The organism is Bacillus sp. P4_E1 (assembly GCF_056401715.1).
In genome coordinates this window covers 42,254-61,425 of sequence record NZ_JBFUIV010000025.1, presented here as the reverse complement: position 1 = coordinate 61,425, position 19,172 = coordinate 42,254, and the positions used below count along the sequence as shown (strand labels likewise).

25 protein-coding genes and 1 pseudogene are annotated in these 19,172 nt (G+C 33.6%); 20 read left to right on the top strand and 6 right to left on the bottom strand.

Features of this window, described 5'->3' with window-relative positions; genetic code table 11:
* Nucleotides 1–131: 131 nt before the first annotated feature.
* The 15 genes from AC1DS7_RS25560 to AC1DS7_RS25490 all read left to right on the top strand — a co-directional run bounded on the left by AC1DS7_RS25560 (nucleotide 132) and on the right by AC1DS7_RS25490 (nucleotide 11,855).
* Entirely contained in the window at nucleotides 132–299 is a 168-nt protein-coding gene (locus AC1DS7_RS25560; RefSeq protein ID WP_162875963.1) for a hypothetical protein, read from the top strand.
* Nucleotides 300–350: 51 nt separating this feature from the next.
* Entirely contained in the window at nucleotides 351–518 is a 168-nt protein-coding gene (locus AC1DS7_RS25555) for a hypothetical protein (RefSeq protein WP_162875963.1), read from the top strand.
* 50 nt (nucleotides 519–568) lie between these two features.
* Entirely contained in the window at nucleotides 569–736 is a 168-nt protein-coding gene (locus AC1DS7_RS25550; protein WP_162875963.1) for a hypothetical protein, read from the top strand.
* A gap of 147 nt (nucleotides 737–883) precedes the next feature.
* Nucleotides 884–1,051: a hypothetical protein gene (locus AC1DS7_RS25545; RefSeq protein ID WP_215588588.1), complete on the top strand. Its 168-nt coding sequence runs from the start codon at nucleotides 884–886 to the stop codon at nucleotides 1,049–1,051.
* Between the two features lie 31 nt (nucleotides 1,052–1,082).
* Nucleotides 1,083–2,042: a hypothetical protein gene (locus AC1DS7_RS25540; RefSeq protein ID WP_215588587.1), complete on the top strand. Its 960-nt coding sequence runs from the start codon at nucleotides 1,083–1,085 to the stop codon at nucleotides 2,040–2,042.
* Nucleotides 2,032–2,481 carry a hypothetical protein gene (locus AC1DS7_RS25535; protein WP_215588586.1) on the top strand — a complete coding sequence of 150 codons (450 nt, stop codon included), beginning with the start codon at nucleotides 2,032–2,034 and terminating at the stop codon, nucleotides 2,479–2,481. The genes AC1DS7_RS25540 and AC1DS7_RS25535 overlap by 11 nt, the downstream gene beginning before the upstream one ends.
* Nucleotides 2,466–2,906: a MauE/DoxX family redox-associated membrane protein gene (locus AC1DS7_RS25530; RefSeq protein WP_215574093.1), complete on the top strand. Its 441-nt coding sequence runs from the start codon at nucleotides 2,466–2,468 to the stop codon at nucleotides 2,904–2,906. The genes AC1DS7_RS25535 and AC1DS7_RS25530 overlap by 16 nt, the downstream gene beginning before the upstream one ends.
* A gap of 12 nt (nucleotides 2,907–2,918) precedes the next feature.
* A complete protein-coding gene (locus AC1DS7_RS25525) occupies nucleotides 2,919–4,697 on the top strand; it encodes an ABC transporter ATP-binding protein (protein ID WP_215588585.1) in 1,779 nt (592 codons plus the stop codon).
* A gap of 15 nt (nucleotides 4,698–4,712) precedes the next feature.
* Complete coding sequence (locus tag AC1DS7_RS25520) at nucleotides 4,713–4,997, top strand: PqqD family protein (protein ID WP_215588584.1); 285 nt, start codon at nucleotides 4,713–4,715, stop codon at nucleotides 4,995–4,997.
* A complete protein-coding gene (locus AC1DS7_RS25515; protein ID WP_215588583.1) occupies nucleotides 4,994–5,386 on the top strand; it encodes a lasso peptide biosynthesis B2 protein in 393 nt (130 codons plus the stop codon). Before AC1DS7_RS25520 ends, AC1DS7_RS25515 begins: the two co-directional genes overlap by 4 nt.
* Complete coding sequence (locus tag AC1DS7_RS25510; RefSeq protein ID WP_215588582.1) at nucleotides 5,383–7,215, top strand: asparagine synthetase B family protein; 1,833 nt, start codon at nucleotides 5,383–5,385, stop codon at nucleotides 7,213–7,215. The genes AC1DS7_RS25515 and AC1DS7_RS25510 overlap by 4 nt, the downstream gene beginning before the upstream one ends.
* Nucleotides 7,216–7,324: 109 nt before the next feature.
* Entirely contained in the window at nucleotides 7,325–8,113 is a 789-nt protein-coding gene (locus AC1DS7_RS25505; protein WP_215588581.1) for an ABC transporter ATP-binding protein, read from the top strand.
* A complete protein-coding gene (locus tag AC1DS7_RS25500) occupies nucleotides 8,097–10,670 on the top strand; it encodes an FtsX-like permease family protein (protein ID WP_215588580.1) in 2,574 nt (857 codons plus the stop codon). The genes AC1DS7_RS25505 and AC1DS7_RS25500 overlap by 17 nt, the downstream gene beginning before the upstream one ends.
* A 254-nt stretch (nucleotides 10,671–10,924) precedes the next feature.
* Complete coding sequence (locus AC1DS7_RS25495) at nucleotides 10,925–11,527, top strand: hypothetical protein (RefSeq protein ID WP_215588579.1); 603 nt, start codon at nucleotides 10,925–10,927, stop codon at nucleotides 11,525–11,527.
* A 22-nt stretch (nucleotides 11,528–11,549) separates the two neighbouring features.
* Complete coding sequence (locus tag AC1DS7_RS25490) at nucleotides 11,550–11,855, top strand: response regulator transcription factor (RefSeq protein WP_215588578.1); 306 nt, start codon at nucleotides 11,550–11,552, stop codon at nucleotides 11,853–11,855.
* Between the two features lie 96 nt (nucleotides 11,856–11,951).
* Here the strand turns inward: AC1DS7_RS25490 and AC1DS7_RS25485 are convergent, their stop codons facing one another.
* Nucleotides 11,952–12,131 (bottom strand): hypothetical protein, encoded by a 180-nt coding sequence (locus AC1DS7_RS25485; RefSeq protein WP_071737381.1) that lies wholly within the window; start codon nucleotides 12,129–12,131, stop codon nucleotides 11,952–11,954.
* A 141-nt stretch (nucleotides 12,132–12,272) separates the two neighbouring features.
* On the bottom strand, nucleotides 12,273–13,547 hold the full coding sequence (locus tag AC1DS7_RS25480) for a helix-turn-helix domain-containing protein (protein WP_215588577.1): 1,275 nt from the start codon (nucleotides 13,545–13,547) through the stop codon (nucleotides 12,273–12,275).
* Nucleotides 13,548–14,228: 681 nt separating this feature from the next.
* Between AC1DS7_RS25480 and AC1DS7_RS25475 the strand changes: the two genes are divergently transcribed.
* A complete protein-coding gene (locus AC1DS7_RS25475; RefSeq protein WP_016102214.1) occupies nucleotides 14,229–14,708 on the top strand; it encodes a GNAT family N-acetyltransferase in 480 nt (159 codons plus the stop codon).
* Between the two features lie 19 nt (nucleotides 14,709–14,727).
* Here the strand turns inward: AC1DS7_RS25475 and AC1DS7_RS25470 are convergent, their stop codons facing one another.
* Nucleotides 14,728–15,219, bottom strand: coding sequence for a phosphatidylglycerophosphatase A family protein (locus AC1DS7_RS25470; RefSeq protein ID WP_002015902.1), 492 nt, complete (start codon nucleotides 15,217–15,219; stop codon nucleotides 14,728–14,730).
* A gap of 120 nt (nucleotides 15,220–15,339) precedes the next feature.
* On the opposite strand from AC1DS7_RS25470, the gene yutH reads away from it, so the two are divergent.
* On the top strand, nucleotides 15,340–16,341 hold the full coding sequence (gene yutH, locus AC1DS7_RS25465; RefSeq protein WP_215588576.1) for a spore coat putative kinase YutH: 1,002 nt from the start codon (nucleotides 15,340–15,342) through the stop codon (nucleotides 16,339–16,341).
* 79 nt (nucleotides 16,342–16,420) lie between these two features.
* On the opposite strand, the gene AC1DS7_RS25460 is transcribed toward yutH, so the two are convergent.
* Nucleotides 16,421–16,636 (bottom strand): hypothetical protein, encoded by a 216-nt coding sequence (locus AC1DS7_RS25460; protein ID WP_002068096.1) that lies wholly within the window; start codon nucleotides 16,634–16,636, stop codon nucleotides 16,421–16,423.
* Nucleotides 16,637–16,840: 204 nt separating this feature from the next.
* Nucleotides 16,841–17,077, bottom strand: a complete 237-nt coding sequence (locus tag AC1DS7_RS25455) for a NifU family protein (protein WP_000431159.1) — start codon at nucleotides 17,075–17,077, stop codon at nucleotides 16,841–16,843.
* A 206-nt stretch (nucleotides 17,078–17,283) separates the two neighbouring features.
* Between AC1DS7_RS25455 and AC1DS7_RS25450 the strand changes: the two genes are divergently transcribed.
* Together AC1DS7_RS25450 and AC1DS7_RS25445 are read left to right on the top strand one after the other, a co-directional pair.
* On the top strand, nucleotides 17,284–17,592 hold the full coding sequence (locus tag AC1DS7_RS25450; protein ID WP_476999287.1) for a YuzD family protein: 309 nt from the start codon (nucleotides 17,284–17,286) through the stop codon (nucleotides 17,590–17,592).
* A 52-nt stretch (nucleotides 17,593–17,644) separates the two neighbouring features.
* Nucleotides 17,645–18,439: a nucleotidyltransferase domain-containing protein gene (locus AC1DS7_RS25445; protein ID WP_215588575.1), complete on the top strand. Its 795-nt coding sequence runs from the start codon at nucleotides 17,645–17,647 to the stop codon at nucleotides 18,437–18,439.
* 42 nt (nucleotides 18,440–18,481) lie between these two features.
* Here the strand turns inward: AC1DS7_RS25445 and AC1DS7_RS25440 are convergent.
* Nucleotides 18,482–18,742 (bottom strand): annotated as a pseudogene (locus AC1DS7_RS25440) (DUF4304 domain-containing protein); the annotation flags it as partial.
* Nucleotides 18,743–18,783: 41 nt separating this feature from the next.
* Between AC1DS7_RS25440 and AC1DS7_RS25435 the strand changes: the two are divergent.
* Nucleotides 18,784–19,158, top strand: coding sequence for a hypothetical protein (locus AC1DS7_RS25435; protein ID WP_002089336.1), 375 nt, complete (start codon nucleotides 18,784–18,786; stop codon nucleotides 19,156–19,158).
* Nucleotides 19,159–19,172 lie beyond the last annotated feature (14 nt).

Sequence of the window (19,172 nt, the reverse complement as noted above, 5' to 3'; positions counted from 1 at the left end):
GTATACTTACGCAACTGGTCATACAGAATGCAAGGTGGAAAATGTGTAGATGCATATAAAGGGGAAGCGGGCGACTGCTAATTTAAAGTGAAGAGTGAAATCGGAAAAAACAAAAAACGGAGGTAATGAAAATGAAAAAGAAATATGTAGCGCCAGAGGTAGTAGAGTTTGGGAATGCATCAGATATTGTAAAAGGCTGTGGAGGCTGGGGTTGTGAAGTATACTTACGCAACTGGTCATACAGAATGCAAGGTGGAAAATGTGTAGATGCATATAAAGGAGAAGCGGGCGACTGCTAATTTAAAGTAAAAAAGTGAAATCGGAAAAAACAAAAAACGGAGGTAATGAAAATGAAAAAGAAATATGTAGCGCCAGAAGTAGTAGAGTTTGGGAATGCATCAGATATTGTAAAAGGCTGTGGAGGCTGGGGTTGTGAAGTATACTTACGCAACTGGTCATACAGAATGCAAGGTGGAAAATGTGTAGATGCATATAAAGGGGAAGCGGGCGACTGCTAATTTAAAGTGAAGAGTGAAATCGGAAAAAACAAAAAACGGAGGTAATGAAAATGAAAAAGAAATATGTGGCACCAGAGGTAGTAGAGTTTGGGAATGCATCAGATATTGTAAAAGGCTGTGGAGGCTGGGGTTGTGAAGTATACTTACGCAACTGGTCATACAGAATGCAAGGTGGAAAATGTGTAGATGCATATAAAGGGGAAGCGGGCGATTGCTAATCTAGTGTATTAAAGGTAAATGGGATAACAATAGGTTCTTTAAAAATTAAAATTAGAAAATTAGCCCTGTTGTTATCCTATTATCTTATGGATTTAAAATGTGGATAAGTTTTTTCTGAACTATTACATTTTGGGAGGACAGTGAAATTGAATAATTATATGAAACCTTCAAATAAGAGACTTGAAAATACATCAGATATTTTGATAGGAGATATTAAATTTGCTGAAGAGTATCATCTTATAAGTAAATTAAATCGTCCTAGACCTTATATATATTGTCCATTAATGATGACAAACAAACAGGAAAAATATTGATTAATAAACAGTGTAGTTAGGAGGAAAAGCTTTGTTCCATTATCGATTTTATGGCTTGAAAATTGCTAGTGAAGTTGCATTACCTGTAGGAGTAATCAATCATATTAATTTAGAGGAAGAAAAGGAGATTGATCTATTCTTTAAGATTGATAAAGAAAAGGTATTAGATTTACCATTTAAAGAGTTTGATGACTATGTTAATCAAGAGCACCATAGTAAACATACGTATGTAAATTGTTTAACTGGTAAATATGAAATCTTAGCAAATGGTAAGAGTGTAAACTTTATACGATTTACCTATTGTAGTTCAGAACAAGATATAGCAGCTTGTTTTGTTGGAATTGTTTTACCTTACATATTACAAGTTAGAGGGATTGTTCCTATACATGCTAGTGGAATAACTCATGAAGAAGGGGCCTGGGGGTTTATGGCTGGTCCAGGAGTTGGGAAATCAACAATTCAAATTGCTCTAATGGAGAAAGGAATGCAATTCTTTACAGATGATGTGATGCCTCTTTCTATAGGAAAAGATGTAGTTTTAGTTCATCCAGGTTATGCAGCTTTAAAATTGGATGAAAGTTCTATTTCGATAGCCTCACAACAAACATTCATTAATGAAGATTCACTCGCTGAAGGGGCAACGAAACAAGTGTATTCATTAGGGGAAACTAACGTATGTAAAGATACAAAAAAATTAAAAGGATTATTTTTACTCAAACCGCATAACGATTCTGTTGGTGATATTAAAGTAAAGCAATTACAAGGACATGAGAAGCTGATTCATATACTTGCTAATACATTTACTTTAGGAATTATTAATTCAGAAACGACAATCCAGTATATGAACATTTTTTCTTCTTCCATATTTAAAGAAATACCAGTATACAGTCTTGAATATCCAAAAGAGTTTTCATATTTAAATGAAGTGTGTGATCAAGTGATTCAAACAATAAAATTTGGGAATTTAGGTGGTGATCATAGTGTTGCATGAATTTACAGATAGTATAGCAAGTATGAATGCTATACCTGTTGGAGTAGTTTTCTTAGTTGTTGCAATTCTTTTAGGGAATAAATATTTTAAATATCAAAAAGTTGTAAACCAATTGGAAGAGTATGAAAAAACGAAATTAAGAATTGATTCTGGAGAAAAAATGGTAGTTTTTATTATTGATTCATTTAAGTGTACTTCGTGTATGCAAATTTTTGCAAAGGTTAAAAACATTGTAGAGAAGGCGGGATTACCATTTGTAGCAATTGATTCTCGTTCACAACAAAGTTACGTATCACATTCTGATGTTCCTGCATTACTTGTATTTCATGATGGAAATAGTGTGAAGAACTTCGATCCGATGCAAGAGATACAAAAAACAGATTTAGAGCAATATGAATCTTTTATTAAAGAGGTGAAAAAAGAATGGAAGAATCTTTAAGTATTAGTTTGCAATATGCGATTCGTTTGTTGAGTTTAATAGGGGCTATTGTTTATTTTAGAAGCTCGATTGGAAAATTGAAGGATGTGTATGCATTTAAAGTAATTATTGAAGATTATAAAGTATTTCCAAAGTTTATGATTCCTTTTATAACAGTAATAGTACCAGCTATTGAGGTCGCGGTAGTAGTAGGACTTTTTATCGGTGGATCTAACATTTTTACTGCTGCTTTAATTGGTGCATGTATGCAATTTTGTTTTGCCTTGCTAATGGCGATCAAGGTTAATCAAGTACAACCGAATGGTTGTGGATGTTTTGGTCTTCATTCAGCGGAAAAAATCACGATGAAACATGTATCTCGAAATGTTGCGATGTTTGTGATGTTTGGTATTCTAGTTTTGTTTCCTAACACTTATCTCGTTTAAGGAGAGACGTATATGTTTAAAAGAATGAAAATTCAGAATGAAGATATTTACGCAGTGAAATGGATTGCGAAAACAATTTCTAAGGAATGGAAAACGGCTTTAATCGTCTTGCTCTGTATTGGAGTTACGAGTTTGCTTGGGCCGCTATCACCGCTCGTTTTAAAAGAGATAATCGATCATGGTTTGCAAGGAAATAGCGAATACTCTTTTACGGTACTTTTAATGGCTTTTGCGGTATTACCACTTTTATTTGGAATCGCGAATCTCTTATTACGGTACTTCTCAAGTTCTTTATCAGAGAAAACATCTAATATTTTGCAGTTAGAAATGTATAACCGAGTGATGGATAAATCAATGAATTTCTTCATTAGTAATAAGAGCGGTCAAGTTTTGCAGCGTGTTTTACAAGAGCCGGGAGAAGTGAATTCACATTTATCGACAATTACAACCCAATTTGCTTCGAAAATATTTTTACTAGGTACAACATTATTTACGATGTTTATGCTCAGTCCTAGATTAACATTTACAGCATTGTTATTTGTTCCCTTAATTTTATTACCCAGTCCATTTTTCGCTCGTTGGACAGTACCTATAAATGTTAAATCATGGAATTACAGAGCGGAATCTATTTCTAAAATTCAAGAAACAATGAATATGAATGGGATTTTTTTAATAAAAACACTTGGAACACAAGAGACAGAACGAAATCATTTTAAAAAAATTATTACATCTATCTCGAAATATAACATTTTTAGCTCAACTCTTATGGAAGGAATGGGAGCATTGACTAGCTTTCTGGCTGTATTTGCACCTATAGCAGTATTTTGGGTAGCTAGTACAGAGGTTACAAAAGGAGAAATTAGTATTGGAACGGTAGTGGCATTTTCTACTTACTTAGTGCAATTATCAGATCTAACACAAACATTGGCAGGTGTATGGACAAGAATACCTGTTTTTATGAAAGCATTAAAGCGGTTGTTAGAATTTAGAGATAGTGAAGATGAAATAAAGTTTCCGGAAAAAGGATATGAAGGAAAAGAGATAAAAGGTGAAGTTCAATTTGATAATGTAGATTTTCGCTATGATGAACAATCTAAAGTTTTAAATAATATGTCGTTTCAAATACAGGCTGGTCAAAAAATTGCACTTGTTGGAGAAAGTGGTGGAGGCAAAACGACTATAGCTAATTTGATGAGTAGGTTATGTGAGCCTACTGCGGGTGAAATTCTTATTGATGGAGTTAATATTAAAAATTTTGATAGGGAAACTTTTACCAGTTTAATAAGCTATGTACCACAAGAACCATTCTTATTCCATATGTCTATTCGAGATAATATTGCTTATGGATGTGGAGATGTAACAGAAGAGGAAATTATGAATGCTGCTAAAAAGGCATATATCCATGACGCTATTATGGAAATGGAAGATCAGTACGACACAATCGTTGGGGAGAAGGGGTTTAGACTATCAACGGGACAAAAGCAAAGAATAGCGATAGCGAGGATCTTTTTAAAGGATAGTAGGATTGTCATCTTGGATGAGGTTACAGCTTCATTAGATGCCTTTTCAGAAAATGCAGTGAAGAAGGCAATTTTTAATATTTTAAAAGATAGAACGGCTATCATTATTGCACATCGTCTTTCAACGATTACGGAATGCGATAATATCTTTTTACTAGATCAAGGAACAATATACGAGCAAGGCAATTTTGATACATTGATGCAAATAGAAGGGAAATTTAAAGCACTTTATAACAGTCAAACCGAGAGACATACTATAAAAGTAGGATAATGAGGAGGAAAAAGAATGAATATAACATATGTGAAGAAAGATAGTGTGGTTTTTACTGAAGTAGATGGAGAGGCAGTATTATTAGATACGAAAGTAGGCACATATTTTGGACTCGATGAAATGGGATCTTTTGTTTGGAGACAAATTGAGAATAAGTTAAATGCGGATGAGATTATTGAATTAGTAAAAAATAATTATCAAATAGATAGCTCGCAGCTAGACATTGTAAAAAATGATATTGGTAGCTTTTTAAGTAAATTAGAAGAAAAATCATTAGTCTATCAAGGTGATCAAAAATGATGAAATATATTCGGATTATTTATGAAACGTTATTAGTAAATTATTATCTTAAAAAATATGAGTTTGGTTATATAACTGAATTATACGGTTCGAAATATGGGCAATTAAATCAAGAAGGGAACATGGATAAAGAGAAGCTAACACGAGTATTAAACAAAATTGATAAAGTATGCTTTTGGTTTTTCGGAAATGCTCAGTGTTTACATCGCTCCTTAATTGGCTTTAAGTTAGTACGTAAATGGGGACTCCCTGCCGAATTAGTAATAGGAGTGAAAAAATTTCCTTTTGGCTCACACGCTTGGTTAGAACATGATGGATCAGTTGTAAATGATATACAGACTGTAAAAGAATCTTATATTGAGGTATTAAGAATAGGAGGCCAAAAATGAGCGGAATTACTGGTGTGTATTATAAAGAGAATCTCATCCCAGATCGGTCTATAGTATTGCGTATGATAAATGAAAACTTAACGAGAGGGAATGACTACGTACAAGTATATGTAGAAGAACAAATTGGTTTTGGTTTTAATGCACTTAATTTAACAACCGAATCAATGAGAGAACGGCAACCTTTTTCTAAAGAGGGAATAACGATTATGGCTGATGTAAGACTAGATCGTAGAGAACGATTAGTTAATGAATTTAATCAAAGTGGTATGCATTCTTCCATTCAAGAAACAGATGTTGAGTTGTTATGGAAGGCTTATAGAAAATGGGGAATCGACTTTCCAAAATATATTTATGGAGAGTTTTCCTTTGCTATATGGGATGCCAATGTAAAAAGATTACTTTGTGGTCGAGATTATTTAGGGTTTAGACCATTGTTTTATAAATGGAATGGTAAAGACCTAGAGTTTTCTAGCATGTTAGAAGGACTCATATATGGTACAAATCATTCATTGAAATGGGACAGAGAATATTTTATTGAATACATTACAGAACAAGGATTTGTTAGAACAGACAAGACTCCGTATGAGGGAGTTAAGAGACTGCCAGCAGCACATATTTTAATCCTGCAGGAGGGGCGTTTAGAAGTAAAGAAATATTGGGATATTGAGCAAGTTAAAAACATTGAATATTCCGACCCTAAAAGTTATGAAGAACGTTTTCGTGAAATCTTTTTCCAAGCTGTGAAAGATTGTATGCGATCGAACTCACCAGTATCAGTTGCTATGAGTGGTGGACTAGATTCAACTAGTATCTTTTCAGCTGGACAGTTACTAAACGAAAAAAATAACAAAGCAGAATTTTTCCCTGTATCCCTTGTTTTTGATAAATACGCCTCAGATGATGAAAGGAAATACATTGAATTAATAAACCAAAAATACAATGTTCGCTCACATGAAATTGTAGCAGATGATTTGTGGAGTTTTAAAAACTTCCCATATGATGCGCCATCTACAGCGGAGCCATTTGTAAATGCATCTACTTTTGGAGTACAAGAAAGTTTATATACGAAAGCGAAGGAAGCAAATGCAAATATAATGTTAACTGGAGCTGGGGGAGATGAAGTACTTTCTGGAAGTAACTTGGTAATTTCCGATTATATTTGGAATTTCAAATGGGGGAAGGCAATTAGAGATGTAAAACAATTAGCCTATTTGAGGGAAGAACCATTCTTTAAAAATCTTCTTCAATATGGAATTCATCCATTATTCAAAAAAGTACAGATGAATGCTAGTCCTTGGCTAGCGAAAGATATTCAAGATGCTATGACGGGTAAGGGGATTGCACGGGGAAGACTTGCAAGAGGAAAACAAGAAAATCAGATTACAACGAATATTACTCCTTTTATCGATCAATATATCGCAGCTCCACTAGGAATGGAGGCAAGACATCCGTTTCTTGATAGAGAATTAGTAGAATTCTTAATTGCTATACCAATGGAGCAAAAATTACAAGGATCTATTAAAAAATTAATATTAAAAAATGCTATGAAGGAAATACTGCCAGAACCAATTCGAAAGCGAATTGATAAAACAGCTCACTACTCTGTAATTTATTCTGGTTTACAACGTGAATGGCCAGAAATGGCTAAAGCATATAGTAAAGGATATTTAGCTGATCTCGGATTGGTTGATCATGAGGGATTCAAAAAAGATCTTCACCTATGGAGACAAGGAGAAACGAATAATGTTGACTATTTGTGGACAATTGCAACTTTAGAATTATGGTTTTATAGATTAGAAAATAAGCAACCTAAAAAGTTGCATGGTTAAAAATTTTCTGTATAAAGTTGAGAAAGTATTTAATTCATATATTCTTATTATTTAAAAATGTATATTGTTAGTAGAGAGAGAAAAAATTTAAGACGAAGGGGTATATGATATGAACATTATTGAGATTGAAGGACTAGAAAAATCATTTGACCTTGGTGATAGTGAAACAAAAGTTTTAAAAGGAATAGATTGTCAGATTCAAAAAGGCGACTTTGTATGTATTATGGGAGCAAGTGGATCTGGTAAAACGACATTGTTACAGTTACTCGGAGGATTAGATCTACCGACTAAGGGTAACATTCGGATAGAAAATACAGAAATATCATCATTAAAAGAAAAGGAACTTGCTTTATTCCGGAGACATAAAATTGGATTTATTTTTCAACAGTTTAATTTAATTCCAGTTTTTAATGCGGAAGAAAATGTTGGTTTACCACTATTATTAGATAATGTATCTCAGAAAAAAGCAACAGTTACAGCAAAGCGTTTACTTGAGATTGTCGGTTTAAAGGGAAAAGAAAAATATCTTCCGTCTCAGCTATCAGGTGGTCAGCAGCAACGTATTGCAATTGCAAGAGCTTTTGCGAATGAGCCAGCTATTATATTAGCCGATGAGCCAACAGGGGCATTGGATTCTGAAAATAGCAAAAATATTATTGCTGCTTTGCGAAATGCTTGTGATGAGTTAGGGCAAACCGCTGTTGTTGTTACACATGATCCATTTGTTGCTGCTCATGCAGATAAGGTGATTTTCTTATTAGATGGTCAGATCATTTATGAGCATGCAGAAAGTAAGGGGTGGAAATTCCGTAATATCTCTCAACAAGTTGCTCGTATTCAAGAAATTATGAATACGCACTTTAAGGTAGGAGGTAGGGACGATGCATTGGGCAATTAAGTATGCAGCGAAATCAATTAAACAAAATTGGTTAAGAAATATGTTAATTGCGCTTGGAGCGGCTCTAGGTGTTATGTTGGCAACTATGCTATTGCTTGGAAATCAATCTGTAGAGCAAACAGTTCATCAACAAGTAGTAAGCCGTTATGGTGATTATGATATGCAATTTGGGTATGTGAAAAATGATGCATACTTAAATGATGGAGAACTAAAAAAAATCGATAGTTTAGAAAATGCTGAAAAAATATCAAAAATATTAATTCCGTATCCAATGCCAAACCAGCAAGAGCTTACTGGAAAACCATCGTATTGGGGAGTTGAAAAAGATTCTCCGGACATGCTTTCTTATAAATTGGCAGAAGGAAGATATCCAGAACAAGGAGCAGAAGTTGCTATTACAAAAGGATATGCTGAGCGGGAACATATAAAGGTAGGAGAGGAAATAAAGTTACCCTTTCCTCCACATGGTGAAAAATCAGTTAAAGTTGTTGGGATATTAAATCCTCCAGCGATGGCAGCGATGGGACATAGTGCTTATTTCCCTATTCGTTGGCTACAAGATGAATTGCAGTTAAATGGAAAGTTCAATCTTGTTCAAATAAAAGTGTTTGATCCGAGTGTAAAAGGGATAATAGCTTCTGACTTAAATAAGAAGCTAGAAGATGTGAAAATTGATCAACGTACATATGTAGATAAAGCATTTGAACGATTAAACGTCATGAAACCATTAATATTTAGTCTTGGTGGAATTGCATTATTCGTTGTAGCACTTTTAATTATGGGAAGCTTTTTCTTATCCGTTCGTAGCAGGTTTAAGCAATGGGCACTTTTACGAGCGCTTGGTAGTAATCCGAACCAAGTTATTATGGTTGTACTATTAGAAGCATTGTTTATCGGTGGTATTGGTTCTTTGGCAGGGGTAATTTTAGGTGCTTCTACGCATCAAATTACCGCTTCCTTTATAAATCAATGGGTGAATGCAGAAAGTACAGGGAACGAAGTATTTGCTATTTCAGGAACACTTTTACTTATTACCTTTGTCCTAGGAATGATTATGTCAGTAGTAGGAGCAATCATTCCGGCGTTTATGGTAAGAAAGATTCCACCAGTTCAAGCATTAAGACCTGGACTTCCAAGTGATCAAAAGAAGGAAAGAAGATGGAGTATAATTAGTGTTTGTATTTTATTCATTGGTACGTTAATTGGTCTGGGTGGATCGTTTATTGAAAAATATATAGGGTTTAATCCTAGTGCAATTGGAGCAATCTTTTTTGCAATTGGCTTATTGTTTACAATACCTTTATTTATTCGCTTACTTACTCCAATTGTTTCTAAACCGTTTCAAGCTATATTTCGTGTTGAAACGGCCATTAGTAGCCGAAATGTAGTACGTTATCGTCAAAAAGCTGCTGTTTCAGTTGCAATATTGGCATTTGGATTTATGCTATCTCTTGTAGGGACAATGTACGTGAATTCCATGTATGAAGGCATGAAACAAGGACTAGAGAAGAATTTGCCGGCAGATTTAGTAATCCGTGTTCCTGTTGAAGTACAGGAAACAGAATCATTACCTTTCAGCTGGTTATCTAAAGTTCAAAAAGTTAACGGTATAAGAGAAAGCGTAGGAATAGCTCCAGATTCTACATCTAAGTTAATTGATTATAACTTTAAAAAGGCAAATCAAGAGTGGTATGAGTTTATGAAAACTCGTAAACTTGATTATGAATTAATGGAAGTTGCAGGAGTAGATATTGTAGCATTCCAAAAAATCACGAAAATGAATGTTGTATCTGGAAGAGAATTAAGTACTCCATTAAAAAATGGAGAAGGCGTTGTCACAAAAGAAACTGCTAAAAATTTAGGAATTAAGCTGAATGAGACAATTTCTATACAAGCAAAGGGAAAACAAGTACAGCAGATAAAAATTGTTTCGATTATTGAAAAGGATTTACGCTTAAAGGGATCATATGTATTTGTAAATGAACAATGGGCTCAGAGCGAATTTAATCTAAAAGGATATGAATCTATTCAAGTAATGACTGATTCAAAGGTTCCTTTTGAGAAAATAAAAGAAGAAGTAAAGAGCATTACAAGTGGAAGAGACAATGTAGAAGTAATCAATAGTAACGATCTTTTACAAGAACAACAACAATTGTTATCACAAATGGTTACTTTAATTCGCTTATTAGTAGGTATTATTTTTGTTATCTCAGGAATAGGTTTAATGAATGCAATTGTAGCAAGTCTACATGAAAGACGTGCTGAAATTAGTATGATTCGTGCAGTAGGTGCGATACCGAAGCAAATGAGAAGAATTGTATGGTTGGAAGGAACGCTACTTGGAGCTATAGCAGGAGTTATTGGAATTGGAGGGGGGCTAATTTTTAGTTATATTGTTTTATCAGGCCTAGAATTAACTGCCTTTATTGTTCCGTATGATCAAATTATTTTCCTTGCTATTGCAAGTATTTTACTTGGATCAGGTGCAGCAAGCATTGCAGCATTCCAACTTCGTCAATTTAAATTAAGCGATACGTTAAAAGAATTATCTGCATAAAATGAGTTAATAATATTTTGTTTAGACCGTATTTCAAATACGGTCTTTTTTATTTTTTACAAATATGTAAACCATAAGTTCGCGTGATTAGAAGTGAAGAGGAAATATTACTAAATACAGTATATCCTTAGTTAAATTTGGTCTGTAAATCTTTAATTTATTTGTATTTTTTTTATTGTATTTAACTTCTATTAATTAACCAACAAAAAGCTATAAATTAAAGTTAGAACATGAATGGCAGGGGTGAAAAAATAATGGAAAAGAAAGAAATAAAGGTACGTATAAAAGAAATTGTTCCGAAAATTATTGGAATAGAACAATTCTCTCAAAAAAGAAAGTGTGGAATATCGTATAACATTTTAAAAACTAATGAAGATCTAAGTGTAGTGAAGTTGGAAAGTAAATTTAATATTCATATTAATGTATTGGTTCAATTACTATATGGGGTTTTCAAAAAGATAGATTTTCAAAAAACGTTAGTAGTTCCTACAATTGTGATTTTAGATTCCTTAACTGTTACGAATGTAAATGAACCTGGAGTATATATCGTTGACTTTGAGGGGGAGCAACTGGTTCGTATTGATGACGTTAAAAATTTAGAGGGAGAAAAAAATTATAGCGCTTCATTAGCGATTGGTTACGTCGTACAGTTAAATAATCTAGTACATGTTAGTCCGGAAGATATAGATATGAGAATAGAAGAAGAGCTTATGTATATGATTCATAGAATGAATGAATTGTTAAATATTCATGGTGAATTAACATGTGATTTTGAAGAGAATACTATACAAGAGTCTGGGTTGTACCAGTATAATTTATCAGCAATTTTTTTATATCAATGGATTATAAATAAATAATATGATAAGAGGAGAATGAATGATGAGTACAATATTAAGTGAAAAAGAAAAAGAGGTAGCTATTCTGGTATCTAAAGGTATGAAGGATAAAGATATTGCTAAAACATTGTATATTAGCCGAAGACGAGTTGGCGAAATTATAGCATCTATTAAAGAAAAGTGGAATATTCATCATCGTGTGGAAATTGGGATTTGGGCGTATTACTACGGGTGGATTACGATAAATAAAGTTAATGAGATACATGATGATTCTGGTATATATGCAAAAGCAATAAATCGTATCCCGTTATTCAAACATACTGGAGGATTAATAAAAAAACTTACTTGATTTTTATAAATCAAGTAAGTTTTTTTATTTTAAATTCATAATTTAAAACAAAATAAGACCTCCTTTATTATAAGGAGGTCTGTTGAAGTATAGATGTTAAATTGTATGAGGTTTTGAAATTTCAGTTGGGACAGCGGGAGAATGAGGCTTTGGTTGTAGTTCTGCTAAATGAAGTGTTTTTGTATGTGTTGTTGTTGAGTGATTTGAAAAATTGTATGAGCTAATACAAAGTAATCCAATCAATAAAAACATGATACAAGCTTTAATTTTTAACATTTTCTCTACCCCTTTGAGTTGTTTTGTTAATTAAAATATAAATCAAAGGGGTAGTTAAAAAGAATAAGTAAAAATTAGTTAAATTTAAGTGCATTATTTACATGAAAAATAGCTCTTATTTTACAACATAAGTTAATAGAGTTATTTTATATCAATGCAACAATTTAAAGCCGTTTTATAATATTTAGCAGATTGTTTATATGCCCTAATGTCGTAATAATAATCTCCCAATTCGGTAGCCAGTTGTTTTGTACGAACATATTGGTTTTTCTCTATACCTAACTGAATTGTATTTTGCATTTCTTTTTCGTAACTATAGTAGTCGCCACGAGTCTTAAGTATTTGTGCTTTGTACATATAAATTTCAACTTGTATTGAGGAAATATCATAAGTTTCAACAATCTGTAGAGCGGTTGACATATATTTATCTACTTGCTCCCATTCTTTTAATTCTAAATAAATTTCAATGAGACTTCGCAAAGCATATATTTTATCCATATGTTGATGTAAGCTTTCATTAATCTCAAGTGTATTATTAAAATGTTGAATAGCTTTTTCGTATTCTTTTAGCCCTTGGAATACTCTTCCATAATTATATTCAACCATCGCTAATAGATTGGGGTCATTGAGAGGTTTTATGTATTCCTCAGCTCTTTTTAAATATTTTAATGATTCTTCGTAGTTTCCGTCTAAATGATATTGAACGCATATTGTTATAAGGGTTTCTGTTATTCTTGAAGGGATATTCAATTTTTGATAAATGTTATATGCTTTTTTTGAATATGCTAAGCTGACAGATTGACTATTAATAATACGTTGTTTTACTAAGCTCATATTGTAGTATAGGTCGGCGCGTTGTAGAGTTTCTTCAGAAGTCAATAATTTATCAGCCTGTACATAATGTTCATTTGCCTTAAGGAAATCTTGTATATAGTAAAAATAATTTCCGCATGCTATGTAATAATATAAAAAGTCGGAAGTAAATTGATTATTTGGACGACTTGGTATTAAATTTGTAGAATGATTGTAAATTGTTTGAGCTTTTTTAATTGATTCAGAGCGGACATAATAATGAACTAAGACACCAAAAATTTTTAAAAGTATAGAAGTTGGATGCATTTCACGTGCGTGTAGTTCCAAAATAGAAACTTCGTTTTCGGCTAATTCTTTCGTCTCTTTGTAGCAATCCGTAATATTAGATATTGTCTCTTCTGCACTATGCATATTTACTTTGATAAGGTGGTTTATATCTATATCAAGTTTTTTTGCGACTTTTTGCAGGAAAGATTGAGAGGCCTTTATTTGACCATTTTCAATTCTGCTTAAATATGTAATAGAACATATACCCTTTACTAGTTCCCCTTGTGTCATTTCACGATGTATTCGAATTTGTCGTATTCTTTCACCCAGCTTCAAAATATCACCTCTGTTTCATGCTTTATACTATTTTAATTTAATAAATATAGTTTCATCCTAAAAAATGGATATAATTAATATAATAATCAAGAAATACAAATATATAAAGTGTTTATTAGCAAAAAAAAGTTTTTCAACTTTTAATTACATGTAAAGTGATGTGTGTTTTTTGTATTCATACCCCGCTCATACAAAGAACAAAGAAGACAAATAAAATGATGACAATACCAATGCCGAAGTTAAATAAAAGAGTACTATCCATATATGTAACCTCCTTATTTGAAAGTAAAGCACTCTGGCTGGAGTGCTTTTTATTATCCGAATCTGTCGCAACGAACGCTGCAACGTATAGAAAGGGAATAATACGTTTAAGAGTTATATTAATTTATGCATTTATTTTGTAAATGAGCAGGTCCTTCTCAGGTATAGAAAAAAAAGACACTCTTTCGAGTGTCTTTCATGATGACAAAATGTGTCAATTGCTTGAGTTTGATAAGACGCTAATTTCCGTTTTAACGTCTTTTCTTTAATCAAGAAGTGTAGCAACAGCGATTCGAATAAATTGTAGCATTTTTTAAATGGGTGCGCGCATGCAATTATGCATATTGTAATTAGAGGGAAATTGAATGTGAAAAATGAATGAGTAAATATATATAGAATATTTGATGAGGAGCGAGAGGAATGAAAATACATAAATTAACAGAGGAAGAAGCGAATGAAATAAATATGTGGACGTATGAGGAACCGTACAATTTATATAGTTTTTCAGGAGAGGCTGAAGTAATAGAAGAGCTATTAGATGGGACGTATTACGGTTGTTGTGATGAGAATGGAGAATTCATCGGCTATTTTTGTTTTGGAGAAAATGCGCAAGTGCCAGGGGGAAGAGATGCTAATTTATATAGGGGAGAAGATGTAGTAGATATTGGGCTTGGAATGAAGCCGGAGTTAACAGGGAAAGGGATGGGGGAAATATTTTTTCAAGCGGGAATAGCATTTGCTACTGAGGAATTGAATTCGAAAATGTTTCGACTGAGTGTAGCGACATTCAATAAGAGAGCGATTAGGCTGTATAAAAACATTGGATTTCAAGTAGGACCTCTTTTTTTGAGCCGTGGAAGAGAGTTCATGCTTATGGAATATGAAAGGCCGTCAGTGTGAAACTGACGGCCTAGATACGTTACTCTGAATGCTCAGCACGGTGTGCTAAACGACTTGAAGCAGCGGCAGCGATTCCGCCAACGATATCATCAAGGAATGTATGCACCTTTCCAGTTGATTTATCATTTAAGTATTCTAAAATACCTGGTTTTAATTTATCGATATATCCAAAGTTCGTGAAGCCAATTGACCCGTACACGTTAACGATTGAAAGTGCGATGACTTCATCAATTCCATATAGTCCTTCATCGCGTTTTACGATATCTTGTAACGGCTGACTTAACATTCCTTTTTCAGCAAGGACATCAAGTTCAATGCCTGTAATAAGAGCGTTTTGTACTTCTCGTTTTGATAGTACACGCTCAACGTTATAGCGACATTCTGACATCTCTAAATTTGCATGGTATTTCTTTTGAAGAAAATGAACAAGATCAGCAATATCGTCAATTGTTACACCGCGCTCTTGTAATAGTTGTAATGCTCTTTCTTGTAGTTGATTTGAGTCTTTCATGTTTATCACCTTTTTTTCTTTTTAGTATTTGTATACGTTTCGTTGCTTTATCATGTGCATAGGAATGAAAGGCGAGCACAAGCTCATATATATAAAGAAAAACCATAGGTGGCGACTGCGATGATTCAGCATATTTATGAGCATTATCACATGCATGTTAAAGAATTAATCCCCCTTGGCCCCTATAAAAGCTTTTGGATTCGCAACAAAATTTATGTACTTGTTCCAATTGGAGAAATGGAGGAAGAAGTACTTGTAGAGATGAAAAAGCTCAGTGATTATATGAACCAGCAAGGGGATATAACTGTTTCGACTTTCGTTCCGACTATACACGGCTACTATGTAAGTGAGATAGAAGAAAAAAATTACTGCTTATTAAAAGGTATGCGTATGTTAGAGCGACATGCTACATCATTAGGAAGTGAGCTTTCTATATTCCATAAACGTGGCGCATTCTTTCCAGAAGAAGTTGAGCAATTAAGCCGCATTGGTGAATGGAAAGCATTATGGGAAAAAAGGCTCGACCAATTAGAAAGGTTTTGGCAATCGCAAGTGATGAACCATCCTTCAGACGTATTCGATCAATTGTTTATTGAATCCTTCCCGTATTACTTAGGAGTTGCAGAAAATGCAATTCAATATGTTGTCGATACAGAAATGGACGATACACCACAAATAACTGACGCAGCAACAATTTGCCAAGAACGATTTACACCTTTATTATGGCAGCAAACGAAGCGTTTAAAACTTCCTTTTGATTGGGTATATGATCACCCAAGTAGAGATATAGCAGAATGTATTCGCTATATGATGATAGAAAAAAAGAAAGATTGGGAGCAAACGGTAGTTCAATTCATTACAGATTATGAACGTAATTATTCGCTCTCTTCATTTGGCTGGCGCTTATTATTCGCAAGGCTTCTGTTCCCGCTTCACTACTTTGAAACGATTGAACGATATTATCAAACAGGAAACGAAGAACAAAAAGGCATATATAGAGCCCGTTTAGAAATCATTTTACATGATGTGAAGCACACTGAGCAATTTATGAATCATTTTTACGAGTCATTTCGTTTACCTGTTGAGAAGTTAGGCATTAGGAAATTAGATTGGCTGTCTTAAACGTATAAAAAAGAGACCAATTGAGGTCTTTTTTTTATACCACAACAGATAACCGTGTCTATCTTTATATAATAAGAAGCTATGCTCCTACTTTTTGATCTGTACATATAGTTAAAATAATGTGGTGTCTTTCAATTTTTTCATTTACCTTTTTTAATAATTCTTGTTGTATTTCTTTAAATAAAAATTGATAGCTCGTATTCCATGTCGGTATAACGGGTGAAAGACTTAATAAATATTCTTTTTTCTGCTCTAATTCTTGAATTGTTACAAAAGTACTCCCTATTTTTGGCATACGTCGTCCCCCCTATGTTTTTCGCTGTATATGTGTGAACGATTCACTATATATTAATTATCGCATTTTTTGAGAAGGATTTCCAATTTTGTTTTATGATGTTAATAGTGTAGGGGAGTATGTCTTTTTTGCGTACAAAAAAAGAGACCAAATTTGGTCTCTTTTCTTAGAAGTAGCTTTGAACGAGCCACCGCCGCTTTTAAATTAAAATACTTGTTCTACTTCAATAACGCCTGGTACTTCTTCAAGTAATGCGCGTTCGATACCAGCTTTTAGTGTGATTGTAGAACTTGGGCAGCTTCCGCATGCACCCATAAGGCGTAATTTTACGATACCTTCTTCAATGTCTACTAATTCAACGTCTCCGCCATCGCGAAGTAAGAATGGACGTAATTTATCTAATACCTCTAGTACTTGTTCTTGCATATGTGGGTTTTCCATTTTTATCGACTCCTTTCATCAGTTTTATTATAATCAAGATAGAGGGGAAAATCTATTTTTTCTCTTCTTGTTTTATTGTCAAAATATTATATCGTGTGTACAACGTGTTTTTTCAGTATAGGGGTATGGAATAAGTTTGTAAAATGATGTGCTTATGTACTAAGACATCTGAATATACTGTTAGGGCAAGAAGTGGGGGAGAAGAAATGGTTAATGTGCAAGTGTATGGGACGAAAGTAATTTGTGCGAGCTGCGTCGGAATGCCATCTTCAACAGAAACATTTGAGTGGTTACAAGCGGCGATTGGTCGTAAATATGAAGGACAAGAAAATAAATTTAATTTCGAGTATATTGATTTTCAACAAGAACAAGAAGATGAAGATAAAAAAGCATTCGCAGAGCGCGTAGTGGAAGAAAATCTATTTTATCCGGTCGTTCTTGTAAATGGAGAAATTGTTGGAGAAGGAAATCCTCGTTTGAAGGATGTTTACGAAGAAATCGAGAAATATTTATAAAGCAGGAAGCCTTTGCGAATTTGCAAAGGCTTTTTTTAATGGAGGGATAGATGTGGAGAATGGAATAAAACAAGTTTTACCAGAAGAAGTAAAGCAATTAATGGAGCAGTACATAGTAAAATTAAAAGGAATTTTTTCGGATGAAAAAATAGTCGGGGTATATATTTACGGATCAATCGCGTTAGGAGCATTTCATATAGAAACGAGCGATGTTGACTTTGTTACGGTAATAAGTGATTCCGTGAATGAAGCTGAAAAACAACAAATTATAGAACTGCATAAAAAAATTAGTAAAAGTACGTTAGGTAAAAGAATGGACGGTATGTATATTCCGCTTGCTGACTTAGGGAAATACAATCATGAAATAAATGAGTACGTGTATTGTTCAGATGGTAAGGCTGATATTGGTCATTGGGATATTAACGCGGTCACATGGTGGACATTGAAAAATCAAGGTATTACAGTTAGAGGGAAAGAAGTAGAAGACCTTTCCTTTCAAATAAAGTGGGACGATGTAGTAAATACAATGAAATACAACGTAGAACATTACTGGCTTGAAAAAGCGAAGCGTCCCTATTTATTTTTCATGGAAGAATGGGTAGAATCAGCTGTCGTTACGATGGGACGTATTTTATATACGTTAGAACATAAAACAATTGTTTCAAAAGATAGAGGATTGCAATACTTATTAGAACGTTCAGCGAAAGAATGGGAGCCTTTATTAAAAGAGGTAGAGCGAATGCGAAATAATCCAAAGGGAAAGCGCAAGCTCTCTATTTGGAGGAGGGCTGATATGACGAAGAGGTATTTGCTGTGTTTGATTGAAGAGTGTAGGAGGAAGTGGTAGGTGAATAGTAAAAGCATCCTTCATATAAAGGATGCTTTTACTATTTTTATATAATGAAAAAGTACTTTGCAAGGAATGAGAAGTCGAAAGATAATCTAAAATATGGATAGTTTCATGTGAAACATTATGCAATAGACTGTTCTTTTTGATGTTTATAAGATCTATTCTTGTTTGTAGAATACAATCGAATATTGAAATGTTTTCTCTTATTTGTAAATGGTTCGTTATAAGCTGGGGGAGACCGATAGGATGAACACCTATGTCTATATAGAAATCGTCTCCAAACTGGCTGTTTTGTATATTATAGTTAATTAAAATATTGCGCAATAGAGGGGGAAGATATTATGATTAACCACAATAAAATTAAACAACTTTTAGCACATGTAGATCGCGCTGAGGATAATGAAATTGAGTTAGAGTGTGAATTTGAACCTATGACAATCGAATTATTTAATAGTGAAGAAATAGAAGAAGGACAACTTGGTTATAGCTTTGATGAGGAAGGGCAAAGCTTAGTCGGAAATGAAGAGGGAGATTGGAAAGAGGGATGGATTGTAATTGGGATAGATTCCTATCTCGGAGACCCGATCTTTGTAGATAGTAATGATGAGAATTATCCGGTTTATACAGCTATGCATGGTGAGGGAGATTGGGAGCCAGAATGTATAGCTAAGCGTATAGAAGATGTTATTGAGAAAGTGAAGGGTAATGTGGGATAGTTGTGTAAGTGGAA

Bases quoted from the DNA above. Each gene is read 5' to 3' on its own strand.
- AC1DS7_RS25560 (WP_162875963.1), top strand. From the start codon at position 132: ATGAAAAAGAAATATGTAGCGCCAGAGGTAGTAGAGTTTGGGAATGCA.
- AC1DS7_RS25555 (WP_162875963.1), top strand. From the start codon at position 351: ATGAAAAAGAAATATGTAGCGCCAGAAGTAGTAGAGTTTGGGAATGCA.
- AC1DS7_RS25550 (WP_162875963.1), top strand. From the start codon at position 569: ATGAAAAAGAAATATGTGGCACCAGAGGTAGTAGAGTTTGGGAATGCA.
- AC1DS7_RS25530 (WP_215574093.1), top strand. From the start codon at position 2,466: ATGGAAGAATCTTTAAGTATTAGTTTGCAATATGCGATTCGTTTGTTG.
- AC1DS7_RS25525 (WP_215588585.1), top strand. From the start codon at position 2,919: ATGTTTAAAAGAATGAAAATTCAGAATGAAGATATTTACGCAGTGAAA.
- AC1DS7_RS25520 (WP_215588584.1), top strand. From the start codon at position 4,713: ATGAATATAACATATGTGAAGAAAGATAGTGTGGTTTTTACTGAAGTA.
- AC1DS7_RS25515 (WP_215588583.1), top strand. From the start codon at position 4,994: ATGATGAAATATATTCGGATTATTTATGAAACGTTATTAGTAAATTAT.
- AC1DS7_RS25510 (WP_215588582.1), top strand. From the start codon at position 5,383: ATGAGCGGAATTACTGGTGTGTATTATAAAGAGAATCTCATCCCAGAT.
- AC1DS7_RS25505 (WP_215588581.1), top strand. From the start codon at position 7,325: ATGAACATTATTGAGATTGAAGGACTAGAAAAATCATTTGACCTTGGT.
- AC1DS7_RS25500 (WP_215588580.1), top strand. From the start codon at position 8,097: ATGCATTGGGCAATTAAGTATGCAGCGAAATCAATTAAACAAAATTGG.
- AC1DS7_RS25495 (WP_215588579.1), top strand. From the start codon at position 10,925: ATGGAAAAGAAAGAAATAAAGGTACGTATAAAAGAAATTGTTCCGAAA.
- AC1DS7_RS25490 (WP_215588578.1), top strand. From the start codon at position 11,550: ATGAGTACAATATTAAGTGAAAAAGAAAAAGAGGTAGCTATTCTGGTA.
- AC1DS7_RS25485 (WP_071737381.1), bottom strand. From the start codon at position 12,131: ATGTTAAAAATTAAAGCTTGTATCATGTTTTTATTGATTGGATTACTT.
- AC1DS7_RS25475 (WP_016102214.1), top strand. From the start codon at position 14,229: ATGAAAATACATAAATTAACAGAGGAAGAAGCGAATGAAATAAATATG.
- AC1DS7_RS25470 (WP_002015902.1), bottom strand. From the start codon at position 15,219: ATGAAAGACTCAAATCAACTACAAGAAAGAGCATTACAACTATTACAA.
- yutH (WP_215588576.1), top strand. From the start codon at position 15,340: ATGATTCAGCATATTTATGAGCATTATCACATGCATGTTAAAGAATTA.
- AC1DS7_RS25460 (WP_002068096.1), bottom strand. From the start codon at position 16,636: ATGCCAAAAATAGGGAGTACTTTTGTAACAATTCAAGAATTAGAGCAG.
- AC1DS7_RS25455 (WP_000431159.1), bottom strand. From the start codon at position 17,077: ATGGAAAACCCACATATGCAAGAACAAGTACTAGAGGTATTAGATAAA.
- AC1DS7_RS25450 (WP_476999287.1), top strand. From the start codon at position 17,284: ATGGTTAATGTGCAAGTGTATGGGACGAAAGTAATTTGTGCGAGCTGC.
- AC1DS7_RS25435 (WP_002089336.1), top strand. From the start codon at position 18,784: ATGATTAACCACAATAAAATTAAACAACTTTTAGCACATGTAGATCGC.